The sequence below is a fragment of the Scandinavium manionii genome (genome assembly GCF_024764775.1).
Lineage (GTDB): Bacteria > Pseudomonadota > Gammaproteobacteria > Enterobacterales > Enterobacteriaceae > Scandinavium > Scandinavium manionii.
Genome location: NZ_JALIGC010000039.1, coordinates 667925 through 686380, shown reverse-complemented (window position 1 = coordinate 686380; position 18456 = coordinate 667925). Strand labels below are relative to the sequence as shown.

17 protein-coding genes are annotated in these 18456 nt (G+C 55.2%); 1 reads left to right on the top strand and 16 read right to left on the bottom strand.

The window, feature by feature from the left end:
* Nucleotides 1–47: 47 nt before the first annotated feature.
* The 11 genes from MUU51_RS17635 to flhD all read right to left on the bottom strand — a co-directional run bounded on the left by MUU51_RS17635 (nt 48) and on the right by flhD (nt 11060).
* A complete protein-coding gene (locus MUU51_RS17635; RefSeq protein ID WP_258968240.1) occupies nt 48–1010 on the bottom strand; it encodes a Csu type fimbrial protein in 963 nt (320 codons plus the stop codon).
* Nucleotides 1010–3397 (bottom strand): fimbria/pilus outer membrane usher protein, encoded by a 2388-nt coding sequence (locus MUU51_RS17630; RefSeq protein WP_258968239.1) that lies wholly within the window; start codon nt 3395–3397, stop codon nt 1010–1012. Before MUU51_RS17630 ends, MUU51_RS17635 begins: the two co-directional genes overlap by 1 nt.
* On the bottom strand, nt 3373–4140 hold the full coding sequence (locus MUU51_RS17625; protein ID WP_258968238.1) for a fimbrial biogenesis chaperone: 768 nt from the start codon (nt 4138–4140) through the stop codon (nt 3373–3375). The genes MUU51_RS17630 and MUU51_RS17625 overlap by 25 nt, the downstream gene beginning before the upstream one ends.
* A 16-nt stretch (nt 4141–4156) precedes the next feature.
* On the bottom strand, nt 4157–4630 hold the full coding sequence (locus tag MUU51_RS17620) for a Csu type fimbrial protein (protein ID WP_159776836.1): 474 nt from the start codon (nt 4628–4630) through the stop codon (nt 4157–4159).
* Nucleotides 4631–4716: 86 nt separating this feature from the next.
* The gene (locus tag MUU51_RS17615) at nt 4717–5286 is read right to left on the bottom strand and encodes a Csu type fimbrial protein (RefSeq protein WP_159776805.1); all 570 of its coding nucleotides are present in this window, start codon (nt 5284–5286) and stop codon (nt 4717–4719) included.
* A gap of 344 nt (nt 5287–5630) precedes the next feature.
* The gene (cheW, locus tag MUU51_RS17610; RefSeq protein ID WP_125351895.1) at nt 5631–6134 is read right to left on the bottom strand and encodes a chemotaxis protein CheW; all 504 of its coding nucleotides are present in this window, start codon (nt 6132–6134) and stop codon (nt 5631–5633) included.
* Between the two features lie 21 nt (nt 6135–6155).
* Nucleotides 6156–8177 (bottom strand): chemotaxis protein CheA, encoded by a 2022-nt coding sequence (gene cheA, locus MUU51_RS17605; protein WP_258968257.1) that lies wholly within the window; start codon nt 8175–8177, stop codon nt 6156–6158.
* A gap of 10 nt (nt 8178–8187) precedes the next feature.
* Entirely contained in the window at nt 8188–9117 is a 930-nt protein-coding gene (gene motB / locus MUU51_RS17600) for a flagellar motor protein MotB (RefSeq protein WP_159776803.1), read from the bottom strand.
* A complete protein-coding gene (motA, locus tag MUU51_RS17595) occupies nt 9114–10004 on the bottom strand; it encodes a flagellar motor stator protein MotA (protein ID WP_159776802.1) in 891 nt (296 codons plus the stop codon). Before motA ends, motB begins: the two co-directional genes overlap by 4 nt.
* A gap of 124 nt (nt 10005–10128) precedes the next feature.
* Entirely contained in the window at nt 10129–10707 is a 579-nt protein-coding gene (flhC, locus tag MUU51_RS17590; RefSeq protein WP_159776801.1) for a flagellar transcriptional regulator FlhC, read from the bottom strand.
* Between the two features lie 2 nt (nt 10708–10709).
* Nucleotides 10710–11060 carry a flagellar transcriptional regulator FlhD gene (gene flhD, locus MUU51_RS17585; protein ID WP_200849738.1) on the bottom strand — a complete coding sequence of 117 codons (351 nt, stop codon included), beginning with the start codon at nt 11058–11060 and terminating at the stop codon, nt 10710–10712.
* A gap of 797 nt (nt 11061–11857) precedes the next feature.
* On the opposite strand from flhD, the gene uspC reads away from it, so the two are divergent.
* Nucleotides 11858–12286, top strand: coding sequence for a universal stress protein UspC (gene uspC, locus MUU51_RS17580; RefSeq protein ID WP_159776799.1), 429 nt, complete (start codon nt 11858–11860; stop codon nt 12284–12286).
* Nucleotides 12287–12336: 50 nt separating this feature from the next.
* Here the strand turns inward: uspC and otsA are convergent, their stop codons facing one another.
* The 5 genes from otsA to MUU51_RS17555 all read right to left on the bottom strand — a co-directional run bounded on the left by otsA (nt 12337) and on the right by MUU51_RS17555 (nt 18246).
* Nucleotides 12337–13761: an alpha,alpha-trehalose-phosphate synthase gene (otsA, locus tag MUU51_RS17575; protein ID WP_258968237.1), complete on the bottom strand. Its 1425-nt coding sequence runs from the start codon at nt 13759–13761 to the stop codon at nt 12337–12339.
* A complete protein-coding gene (gene otsB, locus MUU51_RS17570) occupies nt 13736–14527 on the bottom strand; it encodes a trehalose-phosphatase (protein ID WP_159776797.1) in 792 nt (263 codons plus the stop codon). Before otsB ends, otsA begins: the two co-directional genes overlap by 26 nt.
* A 161-nt stretch (nt 14528–14688) precedes the next feature.
* A complete protein-coding gene (araH, locus tag MUU51_RS17565; protein ID WP_159776796.1) occupies nt 14689–15669 on the bottom strand; it encodes an L-arabinose ABC transporter permease AraH in 981 nt (326 codons plus the stop codon).
* Nucleotides 15670–15691: 22 nt separating this feature from the next.
* Nucleotides 15692–17206, bottom strand: coding sequence for an L-arabinose ABC transporter ATP-binding protein AraG (araG, locus tag MUU51_RS17560; RefSeq protein ID WP_258968236.1), 1515 nt, complete (start codon nt 17204–17206; stop codon nt 15692–15694).
* A gap of 59 nt (nt 17207–17265) precedes the next feature.
* On the bottom strand, nt 17266–18246 hold the full coding sequence (locus MUU51_RS17555; RefSeq protein WP_159776794.1) for an arabinose ABC transporter substrate-binding protein: 981 nt from the start codon (nt 18244–18246) through the stop codon (nt 17266–17268).
* Between the last annotated feature and the right edge of the window lie 210 nt (nt 18247–18456).

Genomic DNA, 18456 nt, shown 5'->3' with positions numbered 1-18456 from the left:
TTATCGGCACGTATCCACAGAACTTTACGTTAAGTCACGCGACGCCATCAGAAGGTGACGTCCACCACCAGCGTGTCGGTGTAACTCCCGGCGGGCGGCGTGGTCTGCCCACTCAGCATTCGGGCGGTATAGTTGTAGGTATTCACCGTTCCGTCAGCGCTGACAGAGCTTGCGGCGCTGCTCGCCCAGCGTTCACTCCCGCTCGGTCCCCAACGGTTGCTGGTGCTACCCTTATAGATGTCATAACTCATCGAATTGTTACCGCTAACCATTTTTCGCACCGTGCCACTGCCCGCGTTCGCGCCATTGTTGATGCCTACGGTATAGACGCTGCCTTTGGTGCAGGTGATGGCGACGGATTGCGACACCGGCAGGAAATGACTCACCAGCGGCGCGCTGCCGAAGTTCACATCCGGCGCGCTGATGGTGATGCAGTCGGTGGTGACAGTCATGTTTAACAGCGTCGTCATCACAACGGTACCGGTTTGCGGCGTGCCCAGGCAAATCCCCAACAGCCCCGTCGGGCAGACGCTATAGCTGATGCGCAGGTTGATGCTGACCTGGTAATTTCCGGCGCTGACGCTCTGCCCCGCCACCGTGCGGAAGTAAATCGGCAAGGTGTAGCTTTTGGAGGTTAGCAGGCCGAGCAACGTATTCCCGCTCCAGGTATAGGTTTGTGCGATGGCCGTTTCCGTCGTGTTGCTGCATGAAGAGGTGCCGCAGACCCTGACTGGCACCACATCGGCGGCGGCGGTGTTTTTCAGCGCCGGGCGCGTCCCCGAGGTGGCGGTAGCGCTGACCACGTTCATGGAGATCGTATCGCTGGTCAGCAGGTTCAGCACCGTATCGCAGCTGACGACCAAATTGGCCGACGTTTGCTGTTCGGTGCTCTTGATCGTGAAGGACGAGAGGCTGCCAAATGACCCATTCGCCATGCTGACCGTACAGGCCGCGTGCCCTGGCAGACTCACCAGCCAGAGCAGGACCAACAACCCTAAAGCGCGACGCATTATTTCGTCTCCCGGCAGATGAGCGGTCCGTAGGTCTGCAGTTTGTGGTCAGGGTTCGGCTGCGTCGTGAAATTGGCCACACAGTGTTTGCCGTCCGGCGTGGTGACAGTCAGCGGGTTGTTATCCTTCAGGTTTTCAAGCCAGGCGATGCCGTCGTAGCCCACCGGCGCATCCGCTTTTCCGGCACGCGAAACGAGACTGGCGACGGGTAACGGTTTTCCAGCCTCGTCATGGAGAATAACGCTCGCCACGCGTTCTTCTTCCATCGGAAATTCAAGCAGATAGCCACTGTTACGCCGTAACGCAATGCGTCTTTCGGTCTGTTTAAGTTGGGTATCCGCCGGCAGGTTCAGGGCGTTAATGCTGTAGTTCGCGGGATACCAGGCCGAGACGCCGCTAATCAGCAGGTAGCCTTTATCGTTGGTTTCACCCACAAGCTGATGCTCGTAGCTCACTGGCACCGACGGCTGTCCGTCGGTACTGATCACCACAAACGCATCGTTGATTTTATTGGCGGCGAATAGCTGCCCATCCATCAGCACCAGCGATCCCATCGCTTCGGCCCACCAGGTCATTTCGTTTTCTTCGCCGTAGCCGCCGCCCTGCAATTCGATATTGTTATTGCGCCAGCCGAGCGTGGCCTGCTGATAGTTGCTCGACTGCGACTGCTGCGCCCAGGCCAGATTCCAGCTAAATCCGCCGTCGGACGGCATGGTGTGGTTATAGCTAACGCGCTGGGTATTGCCGTAATCCGGCGTATTTTCGGTGCTCACCGCCACGCTATCCCTGTCGCCAAGCGGGATTTGCAGCGACATTGCCAGCGTCCAGTCTCCGCGCTGCTGGTCGCGGCTGGCCGCAAGATAAATACTGCTGCTTCCCCACAGGTTACGGCTCCAGGAGAGATTCAGCAGCTCGGTTTTTTGGCTGTCAAAGCTCTGAACCCCAATCCACGCCGCGCCGATATTGCCGTAGTTACCCATATTCAGCGACAGCGAATACTGGTCGCTGCGCTGGCTGAGGCTGGCAATGGGATTATTTTCGTCATCGTACAGACGTGGGGTGTCGTACAGCGCAAGGTTGCCGAAGGTTTTATCGCGATGGGTATGCTGAGTAATAAAGCTGAATGCGCCGGTGCTGTACTGATAGCCCCAGTTAAGCTGCTGCCCGCCTTCGCCGTACATTTGGCTGAAGGTGTAGCTGCCGTTGACGATCCCAAACTGGCCGAGTTTCACCAGCGTGCCTGCCCCGCCGAGCGCCAGTGATTCCGCGCCTTCCGCGTGTCCTTCCAGTGTCAGATAATCATTCACGCCGTAGCGCCAGGTACCGCTGCCTACCGCCGGGCCGTAGTCAAAATTTTCGATGCCGTAGTTACGCCGCAATGCACCGAAGGTCGCCGCGCCGTCGCTGAGTCCGGGTTTGAGCATTTCGCTGGCGACGTAAAACGGCAGCGTGGTGCTGACCTGTCGGCCCAACGCATCGGTGGTGACCAGCACCGCGTTGCCCGCACCGTTGATGTACGGCAGGTTGGTCAGCGTAAACGGTCCGGGCTGAAGCTGGGTCGAGCCTGCGCGATAGCCATCAATGAACAAGTCCACCGACGTCGGCACCGCCGCATCGCCGGTAAAGGTCGGCAGCGGCCAGGTGACGAGATCAGGACGCAACGAAAAATCACGCCCAATTCGCACCCCGCCGACGCGCACGCTGTTGCTCCAGCTCAGGGCATCACTGATGGTGTCGCCCAAATCCCATTCGAGGGCGTTATCGTCATCGGTGTAGCTTAACGTGGTGTCGTAGCGCATATAACCGTCGGCGAGCTGGCTTTCGCCGCTGAGATTTTGCCGGACGTAACCGGTCGAAGAGAGGCTATTCTTGCCGCTGAAAAAGCGCAGTTCATGCCAGATGGCCGCCTGGCCCGCTCCATGCTGAGTCTGGCTGGTGTAGACATCGTAATTGAGCAACGCGCCTGTGCCGTCCAGCGGAACAGCGCGTTTGATCCCGTCCTGAAAAGTGGCTTCTTTAGCGGCGAACCAGTCGGACGGCACGGTGAGCAACAGCCGCTGGCCATTGCCGTCGTACTCAGTTTTGACCTCACTCAGCGCCGAAATATCGACGTCGCCCGTCGGCAGTTTATCTTTCGGCAGCCCGGCGCGTTGCAGGTCGGCACTGGCGATAAACCAATGGTTATCCCGCTGGGTTACGGGCACCACGGTTTCAGTATCGTAGTGGTTGATAATCAGCCCAAGCTGATACACCGACTGCTGATTAATCTCGCGTGCATCCGGCGGCGGCGGCAGCAGATCGTCGCCCGATTCTGCCCGACAAAGACCTGAGCTGGTTAGCAATATGCACATGGCAAGTTTCGTCAGTTGCCCGGTGCGGACTGCCATTTCGCGTCCTGTGCATTGATGGTCGCGCTAATCTGTTCCGGACGCGTCACCCCCGGCGGCAGCGGCCAGCTTCGGCTTTCGCCGGGCAGGACATACCCCAGCAGGCCGGGTGCGATTTGCCGCTCGCTGCCTCCCTGGCGCAGTGAAACGTCACTTAATCGCACATGGACCCGATCGCGGTTGCGCACTTCAATCGCCGGTTTTCCATCGAGAGTGGTGTTCTTCCAGCTCAGATTGCGACCGTCAACCAGCACATGATTGGCCCCTTCGGCTTCCACCGGCACGCCCTGACCGTAAACGAACAGCGGGATCGAGTAGCGCATTTGCAGCTTGAGGCCGATTTGCGGTTTGGTGTCCGCCGCCGGCTGTGGAATTTCATCGATGATAATTCGGTAGGCGAACTCTTTTCCCTGCGGCACCGGGCTCTGTTTGATCAGACGGATCAGCTGCTTTCCGCCGCGGTCGATGCGCAAAATCGGCGGACTCGCCACCACATCCTGTTGCTGCTGATAACGCTCATGGCCACCCTGCTGCTGCCAGCGGACAATGCGCACCTGCATGGTGGTGGCGCTCGCCCCCTGATTTTCAATCCACAGTTCGGTGGCTTTTTTATCCGCAGCCAGATAAGGATCGATAGGCCAGATAAGCACCGTCGCAGCGGCATGTGCGCCTGTTGGTGCCAGAAAGAGTGCGCTCAGACAAACCAGCGTGGACAACACGCGCGGCAGACAGCTCTGATTCATCGTGTTTCTCCCTGTATTACCATGACAACGTCACGGTGAGTTGGTCAGTGTAATTTCCTGCCGGGCTAAAGCCGGTTAACTGCGCGGCCCCATAAAGGGTGAGCGCAATACTGTCGCCGGTGGTGTAGGCCACGGAGACACTCTGATTGACCCCAATTTCACTGTTGGCCGCCAGGCTACTGCTGGTGTACAGCCTGTAAGGCACCCGATCGGTGCCACCGGAACGCTGCATGTTGCGCACCGTGGTGTAATTCTGCCCGCCGTTTATGCTCATGCTCAGCGCTACGCCCGGCGTACAGGCCAGCGTGAATGAGGCGTTCGGTACAAACTGGGTGCTGACCTGCCCAGACTTCACCCCGCTGTAGCTGCCAAAATTCAGCGACCCCATCGCCCCGCCAGTACCCGTGGCCACGGAACAGCCCGGGGTGATGGTGGCATTGACCTTGAATGACTGGGTGGAGACCGTCAGCGCCTGCACCGGAAAGCTCATACTCAGCAGCACAACCAGTCCAAAAAGGCGTAGCCATTCCCGGGCTTCCCGCAGGAAGCCTGACGCACCCCATGTCATTCGCGGGTTTAGTAATTGACGCTGACGTTAATCGTGTCGGTGTAAGTGCCCGGCACGACGGTCACGCTGTCGCCGCCGCCCTGAATACGTCCGTACAGGGTGTAGCTGTCCACGCCACCGGTGGTGGAGGCTATCGGCAATGCGGTGTTGTTGGTTATCACGTTGTTGTAGCCGCTATCGCTGTAGAGGCTATACGCCACCCCCTGCTCAGCATCGGTGGTACTGATCAGATAGCGGCCCGGTGTGCCCGGCGTGCCGACGACCGTTCCTGGCGCAGTGCTGTTGGCATTCCCGGAGATGGTCACTGTGTAGCTATTGGTGGTGCACTGGACGGTAAAGCTGTTGCCACCGCTGGCACCCGAAAGCTGAGTGGTAAGCGTGGCGAAGGTTGCCGGATGCGTACCAAAATCGAGCGAACCGAAGTTGATCCCGCTTTGGCTGGGTGAACCGTTGATCAGACAACCGTTGGTCAGGGTTAAGGTTGCACCAATTGTGCCAAGGCTGGTGACAGCCTGTGCGCCTGAGGACGCCAGCGCCAGTAAACTGACGGAGGTAATAAGAAGACGTGTTCTGTTCATCGGGTCGTCTCCGGAGTCAGAAGTCCTGGCGCTTTTTTGTTGTGCGTCAGAAGGTTAGCAGGCCACCTCACAGGCGCCTTATCTGAAATTTAGTCCAGGAGATTTCATTCAACCAACTTCGGGAGGCAAATTAAGCCTTTTACCGTATTTACTTATTTACGCTTTACAAATCATGTAATTACAATCGAATCGGCAGACGTAAATGACACGATGCAAACAATATATTCCCTCTATTGTGATGTAAATCACACAGCGTTAATGGGAGCATATTAGCGGTCCTAACCTGTAGTTAAGGAAGGGTAAAACCAGAGGGGTATTCCCCCCGCAGTTACGGGGGGAAATCTTTACGCGGCGCTGATGGCGGCGCTGTCGAGCAGAGACATTTCTTCGCTGTTAAGCAGCTTTTCGATATTCACCAGAATGAGCATGCGTTCATCGAGCGCACCGAGACCGGTGAGATATTCGGTCGACAGCGTGACGGCGAATTCCGGCGCCGGGCGAATCTGATCCGACGCCAGCGACAGCACGTCAGACACGCCATCTACTACAATCCCCACCACCCGCTGGCTGAGATTCAGAACAATCACCACCGTGTTGTCGTTGTACTCCACATCTTCCTGGCTGAACTTCACGCGCAGGTCGACTATCGGCACAATCACACCGCGCAGGTTGGTCACACCTTTAATGAACGACGGGGTGTTGGCAATGCGCGTTACCTGATCGTAACCGCGAATTTCCTGTACCTTCAGGATATCAATCCCGTACTCTTCATTCCCCAACGTGAAGACCAGGAACTCCTGGCCCGAGGGTTCGCCCGCCAGTTTTGCTACATTCGTCATACCGGTCATTTTTTTCCCTTCTTCTTGCCATCAGGCGGCGGTGTTCGCCACACGTTGCTCACGATTCAAACCCTGCAAGGCCTGAACATCGACAATCAGCGCCACACTGCCATCCCCGAGGATGGTGGCGGCTGAAATGCCCGGCACTTTGCGGTAATTGCTTTCCAGATTTTTCACCACCACCTGATGCTGGCCGATCAGCTGATCCACCAGCAGCGCGTAGCGGCGGCCTGCGCTTTGCAGGATAACCACGATGCCCTGAGTGGCTTCGGTTTTGGCCCCCTGAACATCGAAAACTTTCCACAATTCTACCAGCGGCAAGTATTCGCCGCGCACTTCCAGCACGCGCTCGCCACCCGCCAACGGATGCAAATCTTCATCCCGCGGTTGCAAGGATTCCATCACCGCATTCAGCGGCAGAATGAAGACTTCACCGCTCACTTTCACCGACATGCCGTCGAGGATCGCCAGGGTCAGCGGCAGCAGAATGCGAATAGTGGTGCCCGCGCCCTGCTTCGATTTAATCTCAACGTGGCCGCCCATCTCCTGAATGTTCCGTTTCACCACATCCATGCCGACGCCGCGCCCGGAAACGTCAGTCACCTGCTCGGCGGTCGAGAAGCCAGGCGCGAAAATCAGCATCCCGACATCTTCGTCAGTCATGTTTTCGCTGACCGCCATACCCTGCGACATCGCCTTCGCCAGAATACGGTCACGGTTCAGACCTGCGCCGTCGTCGGTGACTTCGATACAGATGTTTCCACCCTGGTGCTCCGCCGAGAGAATCAGGTTGCCGACTGCAGATTTACCCACTGCCATGCGATTTTCTGGCGATTCGATGCCGTGATCGAGACTGTTTCGCACCAGGTGCGTCAACGGGTCGATAATGCGTTCGATCAGGCTTTTATCCAGTTCTGTAGAGCTGCCCATCAGGGTCAGTTCTACTTGCTTATTCAGTTTGCCTGCCAGGTCTCGCACCAGACGCGGGAACCGGCTGAAGACGTATTCCATCGGCATCATACGAATCGACATTACCGATTCCTGCAGGTCGCGAGCGTTACGCTCGAGCTGCCCCATGCTGGTTATCAAATCACCGTGCTCAACCGGATCCAGCTCGTTGGAACGCTGGGCCAGCATCGACTGGGTGATAACCAGTTCGCCCACCAGGTTAATCAGCTGATCGACCTTTTCAACCGCCACGCGGATACTGGTCGATTCACTGGCCTTCGCCGGTTTTTCACGCTCGATGCGCGGAGCTGGCACGGTCTCTTTCGGCACGGCTTTGAGTACCGGCGCATTGACCGCCGCAGGCACCGCAGGAGCATCCCCTTCCGGTGCCGTTTCAGCAACTGCGGTTGTCGCTGCGTTTTCAAAGGCAATCTGATCGGCTTCAATAACGAAGCACAGCACCGCCACGATATCGTCCTGCGAGACCGCGCCATCGAGGTTAGCGCTGAGGGAGTCGGCCGTTTTCACCACATGGCTTATCTGCGCGAGATTGCTGAGTTCGTCCTGCAACATCTCCGGCTCACCGGCTTTCAGGCGCGAAAGCACAATGCGGGTTTGACCCGCGCTGTGTTCCGCGGCAATCGCCACGTCACTTTCAGCTTCTTCGCTGTCGACCACGGTCAGTTTTGCGCCCGCCGCCGGAGGTACCGCCTCACCTTTTGCGTCTAAGGCCAGCTGGCGCAGAGCATGACAGATGTATTCAAAGCTGGCAGCGTCCGGTTCCTGCGAGCTTTTATAGGCATCGAGCTGTTCCTGCATAATGTCTTTCGTTTCCAAAAACAGGTTGATAATGTCGGTATTGAGCTGCATCTCACCGCGCCGTGCGTCGTCCAGCAGGTTTTCCATCAGGTGCGTGGTTTCCTGCAAAACGCTAAAACCGAAGGTGCCCGCGCCGCCTTTTATCGAGTGCGCGGCACGAAAAATGGCGTTCAGTTGCTCTGAGTCAGGGGCTTCTGGAACGAGGTCCAGCAGGTGCTGCTCCATATCCGCCAACAATTCGTCGGCTTCATCAAAAAATGTCTGATAAAAATCGCTGATATCCATGCTCACGCTATCACCTCTGGAAGGATTGTGGCGCTGTGGGACTGGCCGCCGGAGGCAGTGCCGCCGGTTGCTGTAATACGCTTAACGGTTCGTTCTGGCTGGCGGCGTTTTCATGAAGAATCGCCTGCTCAGCCTGAGTGTTCAGCACCAGTAAACTGATGCGGCGGTTGATAGCGTCATCACCGCCGTGCGGCTTTAACTTCATGGTGTTGGCCATGCCGATGACACGCAGCACTTTGCCGTCGTCCAGGCCACCGGCAACCAGCTCCCGGCGCGAGGCGTTTGCGCGATCGGCTGAGAGTTCCCAGTTGCTGTAACCGCGGTCACCGTTGGCGTACGGGTAATCGTCGGTGTGGCCTGAAAGACTGATTTTGTTCGGCACTTCATTCAGTACTGGGGCAATCGCACGCAGGATATCGCGCATGTACGATTCCACTTCGGCGCTGCCGGTTTTAAACATCGGGCGGTTCTGACTGTCGATAATCTGAATCCGCAGCCCTTCCTGCACCAAATCGATTTTCAGATACTGGCGCAGCGCGCGTAGTTTCGGATCGGACTCGATCAGCTGATCAAGTTCGCCGCGAACTTTCTTCAGCCGGTTCTGCTCCATGCGCTTTTTCAACTCATCGATATTCGGCTCTTTTTTCACTTCGCCCTGCTGCTGGGTGTAATCGTCCCCACCGCCGGGAATGGGGCTGTCGCTGTTAGAAATACGCGCCCCGCCGGTGACCGCGGTGGCCAGCGGCGTGCGGAAATATTCGGCAATCTGAATCAGCTCTTTCGGGCTGGAAATAGAAATGAGCCACATCACCAGAAAGAAGGCCATCATCGCGGTCATAAAGTCGGCATAAGCAATTTTCCACGAGCCGTGCCCGGCGCTGCTGTGGCTTTTATGCTTACGTCGCTTAACGATGACGATCGGGTGGGCTTGATTTTTCATGCGTCCTCGGTGGTCGTCTGTTGTGCCGTCGGATTGCGCACCGCACGAACGTGCTCTTCCAGCTCAATGAACGATGGACGTTCGCTGGAGTACAACGTCTTACGACCAAACTCCACCGCGATTGGCGGTGCGTAGCCATTGAGATTCGACAGCAGCGTGATTTTGACGCACTGCATCATTTTGGTGGTTTCCGCACTTTTCTGACGCAGCACCGTCGCCAGCGGGGAAATGAATCCGTAAGCCAGCAAAATACCGAGGAAAGTACCGACCATCGCATGGGCAATCATCGCCCCGAGCTCTGCCGCCGGACGGTCCGCCGAGCCGAGCGCGTGAACCACGCCCATTACCGCCGCTACAATCCCGAATGCAGGCAGCGAATCACCCACCAGCGCAAGGCTGTTGGCCGGCACTTCGGCTTCGCTTTCGTGGGTTTCAATTTCTTCGTCCATCAGCGCTTCAATTTCAAAGGTGTTCATGTTGCCGCTGATGATGAGACGCAAATAATCGACGATGAACTCCAGCATGATTTTGTCGGCCAGAATGCGCGGATAGCTGGCGAAGATTTCACTTTCGGTCGGATTTTCGATATCACGTTCGAGCGAGAACATCCCCTGCTGGCGTGACTTGGCCATCAGCCGATACAGCAGCGCCAGCAGATCCATGTACATACTTTTGGTGTACTTCGAACGACGAAACAGCAACGGCAGCGCCTTCAGCGTTCCCTTGATGGCCTTACCGTTGTTGCCAACGATAAATGCCCCTAGGCCCGCGCCGCCAATAATAATCAGTTCAGCAGGCTGATAGAGTGCCCCAAGGTGTCCGCCGGTGAACGCATACCCGCCGAAAACTGTACCAAGAACAACCAGGTAACCTAATAAGATAAGCACGACATCATCCTTCCGCTATTGATAAGCCCGGGATGAACAGAGGAGCATTTCACCGAAACGGCGGCAAAAAAAAGCAGCGGACCTTCGTCCGCTGCTGGAGTGTTTTGCCACACCTGATCGTCGGTTAAACAGCTTGCTCTATCTGTTCATCCAGCAGTTGTGGTGTTATATCGGCAGGTACGCCGGAAAGTTTACGTCTTTTTACTGCACGTGATGGCGGTTGGCAGAGACTGCACACAAAGCTCCCCACGGGTTGGTGAGCATGGGTGATAAAATTGCCACCGCAGCTGTTGCAGCCGCTGAGCTCAAGCATACCGCTCTCAACAAAACGGACCAGGGTCCACGCACGGGTCAGCGCCAAAATTGGCCCATTTTCCTGCTGCGGACACTGTTCGAGATACAGACGGTAAGCCCTGATGACCGCATCAACGCCGTTGCACAGACCGGTTTTAAGCAAATACTGCCAGGCATTACAGAACATCGATGAATGGATGTTCTGTTCCCAGGTCATAAACCAGTCGGTAGAGAACGGCAGCATGCCTTTCGGCGGCGGGCTACCGCGCAGCTCTTTGTACAACTTAATGAGGCGACCGCGACTCAACTGTGTTTCGCTTTCGAGCATCTGCAAACGTGCTCCCAGCGTAATCAATTCCATTGCCAGTTGTATGTCGCGGGCTTCCTGAACAATGCTTTTTTCGCTCATGATCAGGCCCTTTTTTTCCGTGCTGAGCCATCTGCGAGGCTAGCTTCCTTCAGTAAGCGAGTAGAGAGCAGAATACCGGTGTGAATTTGTTGCAAATCATCAACCCGCGACTCTTGCGTGAGCTGGGTGATGGTCTGATGACTGTCAAAGCGGAACTGACAAACCAACTGGTTTGTTTCCGCTATTTTCACCATCTGTGGAAGGGTCAGAGAGCCTAACGTTGTCGCCATCTCTTCGTTGATTCCGAGACGGAACATGGCAGAGGCTTTATCCTGACTTATCAAACGCTGTGCAAGTAATAAATAAGACAAATTAATGTCGTAAATATGCTTTAGCAACTCGGATGTATGCATTTTTCCCATCCCGAATAACCAACTATTATTTTATGCGGCAAAGCCGCACCCCGTGATGTCGCCGGGTAAAAGACCCGGTAAAAAAGAAAAGGCCAAAAATGCATCGTTGATTGAGGCGCTGTATCCATTCTGCTTGTAAGGACGCTTTTGCGTTCAGGCAGGCCATCCTACAATTTTAAAATAATCTTACAATTAACTAAGAATTTTCCTAATTCGCCGCAACTCTACTCGCCAGTTCTGGCACATACAACGTGGCTATACCTAAAATTTGAAATTTATGTGACGAATGTCACATAAATTGGGTGAATCATAGCAGTAAATCCATCAGATACAATTGTGATTTGTATAAATTTCACCCAACCTGAGTTTTTTTCTATTCCATATAACTGAATAACTCCTGAGAACACGTTCTGTTGCTCTTTTTTTACACTAAATCTAATAATCACCAAATGAAAGTATGAAGTCCCTCTACCCTATCGGAAGTCGCACCCCACTAGCCCTTGAAAAACAGTGAGTTAGCCATTCGATAATTCATAATAATTACAAATGAAAATTATGAGAATTCTGTTAATTAAGGTTGGGAATGAGTTGCAAATATATTATCAACAGTGAGCGTTTAGGATAAATGCGTAAAAAGCCACGCAAACTTGCTGTCAAGCGATATTCTTAATATAAGAATAATTAATGAATGTTAGAAGGCCCTCACATTTCATGCCATTACGGCCCCTTGCGAAGGCTTACAAAACAGAGTAATAGGAATGAATGGGCGTTTTTCCGTCCCTTTTTAAGGAGGCACAATGACCTACACTCACTTGTTAGTTGCTGTCGCACCGACACCGGAAAGTCACAAGCTGGTCAGTAAAGCGGTCGCTATTGCGCGGCCGGTCAATGCGCGCATCAGTCTCATCACCTCGGCGACCGATCCGGAAATGTATAACCAGTTCGCGGCGCCGATGCTCGAAAACTTACGCGAGTTGATGCAGGAAGAAACGAGGCAGTTTCTCGACGAACTGACGGCCCGCGCCGATTACCCGATTGCCAACACCAACATTGCCTGCGGCGAATTAAGTGAACACATTAAAGATTTTTGCCAGAAGCAGCAGGTCGATTTGGTTATCTGCGGGAATCACAATAAAAGCTTCTTTGCGCGCGCCACCTGTAGCGCGAAAAGTGTGGCAGGGAACAGCGGTGTCGATGTGCTGCTGGTGTCGCTACAAGACGAATAAAAAAACCCGGTTCACTCCGGGTTTTTTGCTATTTCACGCCAGTTCATTTATCACGCCAGTTTGGGAAACGCCGCGACTTTATTCTGTAGCCGGCTTTCCGCTGTGCGCGGGGTTATCTGCTTTAGATCGTTAATGAAACGCTCCTGCCAGTGGTAGATATCATTCTTCTTAATCACCTCCAGCATTTCCGCATGACGCGACACTCTCTCCGTGAGCGGCATCAGTAGCGCCCTGTTCATCGCCGCAGCCACTTCGTCTCGGTCGTAGGGATTGACGATCAGCGCCGATGTTAATTCATTCGCCGCACCAGCAAACTGTGACAGCACCAGCACGCCAGGGTTAGCAGGATCTTGTGCTGCGACATACTCTTTCGCCACCAGATTCATCCCGTCACGCAGCGGCGTCACCAGGCCAACATCCGAATAGCGGAACACCTTCATTAATAGCTTCCTGTCGAAGTGCTGATTGAGGTAATAAAGTGGTGTCCAGCCCAGCTGCCCATAATGACCGTTGATGCGTCCGGCGGCGTTTTCCAGCTGATGGCGAATATCCTGATAGGCCTGCACATCGCCCCGCGAGGTCGGTGCAATCTGGGTGTAACGGATTTTACCGTGATGCTGCGGATACTTCTCCAGAAGTGCCTCATAGGCCTGGAAGCGCTCCGGCAGACCTTTAGAATAATCCAGTCGCTCCACCGAAAAAATGTTCTGCACGCCTTTCAGTTCGGCTTTAAGCTGCGCCAGTTTCGGTGGCAGCGGCCCCTGCGCCTGGCTGGCAATTTCCTTTGGATCGATACCAATCGGATACACTTCGGTACGGAACGTGTGGCCCCAGGCGCTGTGCGTTTTACTGCCGCGGCTGGTCAGGCGCGTTTTGCTGGAGATACAGTCGAGAAACGCCAGACGGTCGTTCTCAGTCTGGAAACCCAGCAAATCGTAGTCACACATTTTCTCGAGCAGCTCCGCGTGTGTTGGCAACGCGTTGAAGACTTCCGGCGTCGGGAAAGGAATGTGCAGGAAAAAGCCGATGCGGTTATTCATGCCGCGTTGACGCAATTCGCTGGCGAACGGCAGCAGGTGATAATCGTGTACCCACAGCGTGTCGTCTTCCTTTATCAGCGGCAGCAGTTTGTCTGCCAGCGTCGCGTTGACGCGCAAATATCCTTCCCAGGCTTCACGCTGAAAGTTGACTAAATCCAGACGGTAGTGAAATGCGGGCCACAGCACGGCGTTGGAAAACTGGTTGTAATACAGGTCATGATCCTGCTCATTGAGGTTGAAAGACGCCCAGGTAATGTCACCGCGGGTCACTTTCTTTAGCGGCTTGTCCTCATCACCGGTTTCCCCACTCCAGCCAAACCACAGCCCACCTGCGGCCTTAAGCGCCCCCAGTACACCTACCGCCAGCCCACCTGCGCTAGATTTTTTGTCATCCGGTGGGGCAATACGATTAGATACTACGACCAAGCGACTCATAGCCTTCTCTCCTGTCAGTTAGCGCGTGTTGTTGTGCGAGCTCGAGCAACCATTGATGGGTGTCCGCGACGCTTGCCAAACGAAAATGCGCGTGCGTCTCTCCCGGACCGACTTTAACCGAGACTCCTCCGGCAAGATTGACCACGTCAAATCCTGCCTCATCGGTCAGGTCATCGCCGATAAACACCGGCTGTCGGCCAAGGAACGGCGCTTCCTGCATGAAGGCCGAAATGGCGGCCCCTTTATTAATTCCTGTCGGTTTAATTTCCACCACGCATTTCCCCGGCTGCAGCGCCAGTCCCTCAAAACGAGACACGGTCTGCGCCGCCAGCTGTTCAACCGCCTGCTGGTGCTGCGGGGCCTGGCGATAATGCAGCGCAAAGGCCATCCCTTTGTTCTCCACTTCGCAGCCCGTCAGTGGGGCCATGCCTGCGGTCAGCCACGCCAGAAGCGTCTCTGCAAGCGTGGCGGGCAATCTCACAATGTGCGTTTGACCCTTGATATCACGGCGTTCAGCTCCGTGCACACCCGCCAGCGGGAAGTGATAAGGAGCCGCGAGCGCATCCAGCTCAGCCATTGAGCGCCCTGAAATCAATGCCAATGCCCCTTCCTGCTGTTCAGCCAGTTGCTGCAGCGTCATGCGGATGGGCCCGGGAATAATGACCTGATCGGGATGCGGCTTGATGTCTGCCAGCGTGCCATCCAAATCAAAGAAAAATGCGTAGTTTCCGCGCAAAACCGGCGGAGCGGTTAACGGGTCTGTCACCCTGAATACCTCCTCGGATCCTCTGTCCTTCTGTAAATGTTAAGTAAACGTTAGCAGTGTAAGTATAGACAGTGTGACCAGGCTCGCCATTTTCAAATGAAAACGCCAGGGAAATTACCCCCTGGCGCAGTGAGCTCTTACACTTAAAAGTTGGGGAGAAATCAGACTGCCCGTTTCGCTTTTTGCTTGTAGCGGTCGAAGATAACCGCCGCCAGTAAAATCAGTCCGCGCACCACATATTGCGAGAACGGCGAAATGTTCAGCAGGTTCATGGCATTCTCAACGGTGCCCAAAATCAGGATCCCCGCCACTACGTAAGAGATCTTACCGATCCCCCCTTTCAGCGACACGCCGCCGAGTACGCAGGCCGAGATGACAATCAATTCATATCCCATCGATGTCATCGGCTGGCCGCTAGTCATCCGCGAGGCGAGGATAATGCCCGCCGCCGCTGAGACTAATCCGGAAAGCACAAAAATGATGATTTTAGTGCGTACTACCGGCACACCCGCCAGCCGCGCCGCTTCTTCATTCCCACCGATCGCCAGCGTATTGCGGCCAAAAGTGGTTTTATTGAGCAGCAAGCCGAACACAATCAGACACGCTACCGTCAGCCAGATTGGCGCAGGCAGGCCCAGCCAGTTGGCGTAGCCGAGGGCAAAGAAGCGCTCGTCTTCAATGCCCACCGCTTTACCATCAGAAATGATGTACGCCAGACCGCGCACGATTTGCATGGTGGCCAGGGTCGTTATCAGCGCGTTGATTTTCAGGCGCGCAATCACGAAACCGTTTACCAGCCCGCTGAGTGCGCCGAGCAGCAACCCGGCAAGCACACCGAGCCACAGGCTTTCCGAGAGGTTTATAACCACCGCAGTGGTGACGCCTGCGCAGGCAATCACCGACGCAACCGAGAGGTCGAAATCACCCGATGCCAGGCAGAACAGCATCCCGCAGGCCACCATCCCGGACATCGAAATCGCCAACAGCAGCCCTTTCATGTTCACGAAGCTGGCAAAGTTCGGCACAAATATGGCGCAAGCGAGGAACAGCACGGCGAATACCACCAGCATTCCGTACTGATCCCAGATGCGCCCCACGCTAAAGGTATTCCGGCGTGGGCCGGAGGTTGTCACAGCGGACATAATTGACTCCTTCGTCAGGCTTTCAGGCTATGGCCTGAGTGGTTTTCGGCATTGCCAGGCTCAACGCCTGCTGCTCATTCGCGCTTTCGTGCATCAGCTCGCCCGCAATTTCGCCTTCCCGCATCACGACGATGCGGTCGGCTACGCCGAGCACTTCTGGCAGGTCGCTTGAGGCAAACAGTACCGCCACACCCGATCTCGCCAGCGCATAAATGACGTTATAGATTTCGTGCTTCGCGCCCACGTCAATACCGCGCGTCGGTTCATCGAGCAGAATGACTTTCATATCTTCGGACAGCCAGCGCCCCAGAATGGCTTTCTGCTGATTGCCGCCGGAGAGGTTCATGATCAGCTGCTCCGCACCGGGCGTTTTAATGTTCAGTGATTGAATATGGTGTGCAGCATTACTGGCTTCCCAGGTGTTATTAATCAGGCATCCGGCGCGGATGTGCCTGCGACGGGCGCTGATATTGATGTTGTCGCGTACCGAATGCACCGGGATTATCCCATCGGCCTTCCTGTCTTCCGGGCACAGCATCATCCCGGCGCGAATAGCATGGGCCGGTTTGCGAATGTCCACCGGCTGACCGTCAATCATCACCTGGCCGCCGCTAATTCGGGTACCGCCAAACAACCCTTTCATTAATTCACTGCGACCGGCCCCCACCAGCCCGAACAGGCCGACGATTTCGCCGCTTTTAACCGACAAGCTTATCGGCTGACGCACGCCCGGCGCTTTGACGTCATCAAGACGCAACCGCTCCGCGCCGTATTCGCGCGGCTGCCAGCCATAGATATCGCCGATTTCGCGGCCAACCATCGCCTGCACCAGCTGGTCGTGATTTACCTGCTTAGTGTCGTCAAAGGTACGCACGTAGCGCCCGTCTTTGAACACGGTGATCGCATCGCTGAGAGCAAAAATTTCCTCCATGCGGTGCGAGACATAAATGATGACCCGGCCTTCGTTACGCAGCTCGCGGATAACCCGAAACAGATTGTCGATTTCACGCGCCGAGAGCGAACTGGTCGGCTCATCAAAGGCGATGACTTTGGCGTTACGCGCCAGCGCTTTGGCAATTTCCACCATCTGCCACTGGCCGATGGAGAGGTATTTGAGCGGCGTCTGCGGGTCGATATCCAGCCCGAGGTGTTCCAGCTGGAGTCGCGCCTCGTAGTTCAGTAGCGAGCGGTTAACGATCCCGCCCTTGTGCGGCATCTGCCCAAGGTAGATGTTTTCCGCCACCGTCATTTCAGGCACCAGATGCAATTCCTGATAAATGATGGCCACCCCGGCATTGAGCGCAGCGGTGGTATCGGCAAAGCTGACTTCCTCGCCGCGTAGCGCCAGCGTCCCGCCCGTTGGGGCGTAGTTACCGCTAAGGATTTTCAGCAGCGTGGATTTTCCGGCACCGTTTTCACCCATCAGCGCATGCACCTGTCCGGTATAGCAGTCGAAGCTAATGTCGGTGAGAGCTTTCACGCCGGGGAAGGTTTTGCTGATACCGCGAAACGAGAGGTATGGCTGTGACTGTTGCATAAACACTCCACATTCTTTTCTGCCCCCGGCGCGAGTGCCGGGGGCGACAGCCTCAGGCCTTACAGCCCTTTCTTCGCCAGCTCTGCTTTAAAGTTGTCGCGAGTGATCAGCACTACGTCGGTAACCGCGGTGAATTTCGGTGGCTCCGCGTCTTTGGTCACCCAGTTGTAGAGCATTTCGCTGGTTTTGTAGCCGTGAACATCCGGGCTTGGCAGCAGTGAACCGTAGAACCCGGTCGGCTGCGCTTTAGAGAGTTCATTCACCGCATCCACACCGTTAATGCCGATCCCGATAACGTCTGGTGCTTTAAAGCCCTGACCTTCTGTCGCACGCACGCCACCCAGTACGGTATTGTCGTTCATACCCAGAATCAGCCAGTGTTTAACGCCTGGATGCTGAACCAGCAGTGAGTTACCGGCATCGAATGCGCCCGGGATATCGTTCGATTTGGTTGGCACTTTATAGATTTGCGTTTCCGGGAATCCGGCTTTTTTCAGCGCGTCCATTGAACCGGTGGTGCGGCGACGGGCGGTATCCAGTTCATCGGCGGTGATGGCCATCACGCCAGTCTCTTTCACATCCCAGCCGCGTTTTTGCATTTCTTTATACAGTTCGTCACCCTGGCGGGCGCCAATTTCGCTGGCCGCCATCATGACCAGTGGCACAGTGTCCATCGGTTTGCCTTTGGCGTTGACGAACTGGTCGTCGACGGTGATGACCTTCATGTCATAGCTGCGTGCTTTGGCCATGATCGCAGGCCCCAGTTTTGGGTCAGGCGTACAGATGACGAACCCTTTCGCGCCGTTAGCCGCCAGGCTATCAATGGCATTCAGCGTTTTCTCACCGTCCGGCACGGCGATTTTGATGACGTCAAAACCTAAATCCTTCCCGGCCTTATCAGCGAAGCGCCATTCGGTCTGGAACCATGGCTCTTCCGGTTGCTTAACCAGAAAACCGAGTTTCATGGTTTCAGCGATAGCTGATTGTGACATAACCGCTGTCAGGCCAATGACCGCCAGCGCTTTAGTGAATTTGTGCATGGTTAACTCCAGCTTTAATGTTCTTTTTTGTAGGGGAAATCTGAATAAATTATTTTAATTATTCGCAAAACAATGCATTAGCGGTTTCGCTAATCAGTACATTGTTGCTGAACCATTAATAGCCGGAAATTAATTATCCATAAGAGAGCGCCATCACAACGCAGAATTACAGTAATTGCGTGCATAAATTCAGCGATAAATGACATAAAA

Excerpts from the sequence above, each read along its gene's own strand:
- cheA (WP_258968257.1), bottom strand. The coding sequence starts at position 8,177 with ATGGATATCAGCGATTTTTATCAGACATTTTTTGATGAAGCCGACGAA.
- MUU51_RS17625 (WP_258968238.1), bottom strand. The coding sequence starts at position 4,140 with ATGAATCAGAGCTGTCTGCCGCGCGTGTTGTCCACGCTGGTTTGTCTG.
- cheW (WP_125351895.1), bottom strand. The coding sequence starts at position 6,134 with ATGACCGGTATGACGAATGTAGCAAAACTGGCGGGCGAACCCTCGGGC.
- flhD (WP_200849738.1), bottom strand. The coding sequence starts at position 11,060 with ATGCATACATCCGAGTTGCTAAAGCATATTTACGACATTAATTTGTCT.
- MUU51_RS17620 (WP_159776836.1), bottom strand. The coding sequence starts at position 4,630 with ATGAGCTTTCCGGTGCAGGCGCTGACGGTCTCCACCCAGTCATTCAAG.
- MUU51_RS17615 (WP_159776805.1), bottom strand. The coding sequence starts at position 5,286 with ATGAACAGAACACGTCTTCTTATTACCTCCGTCAGTTTACTGGCGCTG.
- araH (WP_159776796.1), bottom strand. The coding sequence starts at position 15,669 with ATGTCCGCTGTGACAACCTCCGGCCCACGCCGGAATACCTTTAGCGTG.
- flhC (WP_159776801.1), bottom strand. The coding sequence starts at position 10,707 with ATGAGCGAAAAAAGCATTGTTCAGGAAGCCCGCGACATACAACTGGCA.
- uspC (WP_159776799.1), top strand. The coding sequence starts at position 11,858 with ATGACCTACACTCACTTGTTAGTTGCTGTCGCACCGACACCGGAAAGT.
- MUU51_RS17635 (WP_258968240.1), bottom strand. The coding sequence starts at position 1,010 with ATGCGTCGCGCTTTAGGGTTGTTGGTCCTGCTCTGGCTGGTGAGTCTG.
- motB (WP_159776803.1), bottom strand. The coding sequence starts at position 9,117 with ATGAAAAATCAAGCCCACCCGATCGTCATCGTTAAGCGACGTAAGCAT.
- araG (WP_258968236.1), bottom strand. The coding sequence starts at position 17,206 with ATGCAACAGTCACAGCCATACCTCTCGTTTCGCGGTATCAGCAAAACC.
- MUU51_RS17555 (WP_159776794.1), bottom strand. The coding sequence starts at position 18,246 with ATGCACAAATTCACTAAAGCGCTGGCGGTCATTGGCCTGACAGCGGTT.
- otsA (WP_258968237.1), bottom strand. The coding sequence starts at position 13,761 with ATGAGTCGCTTGGTCGTAGTATCTAATCGTATTGCCCCACCGGATGAC.
- MUU51_RS17630 (WP_258968239.1), bottom strand. The coding sequence starts at position 3,397 with ATGGCAGTCCGCACCGGGCAACTGACGAAACTTGCCATGTGCATATTG.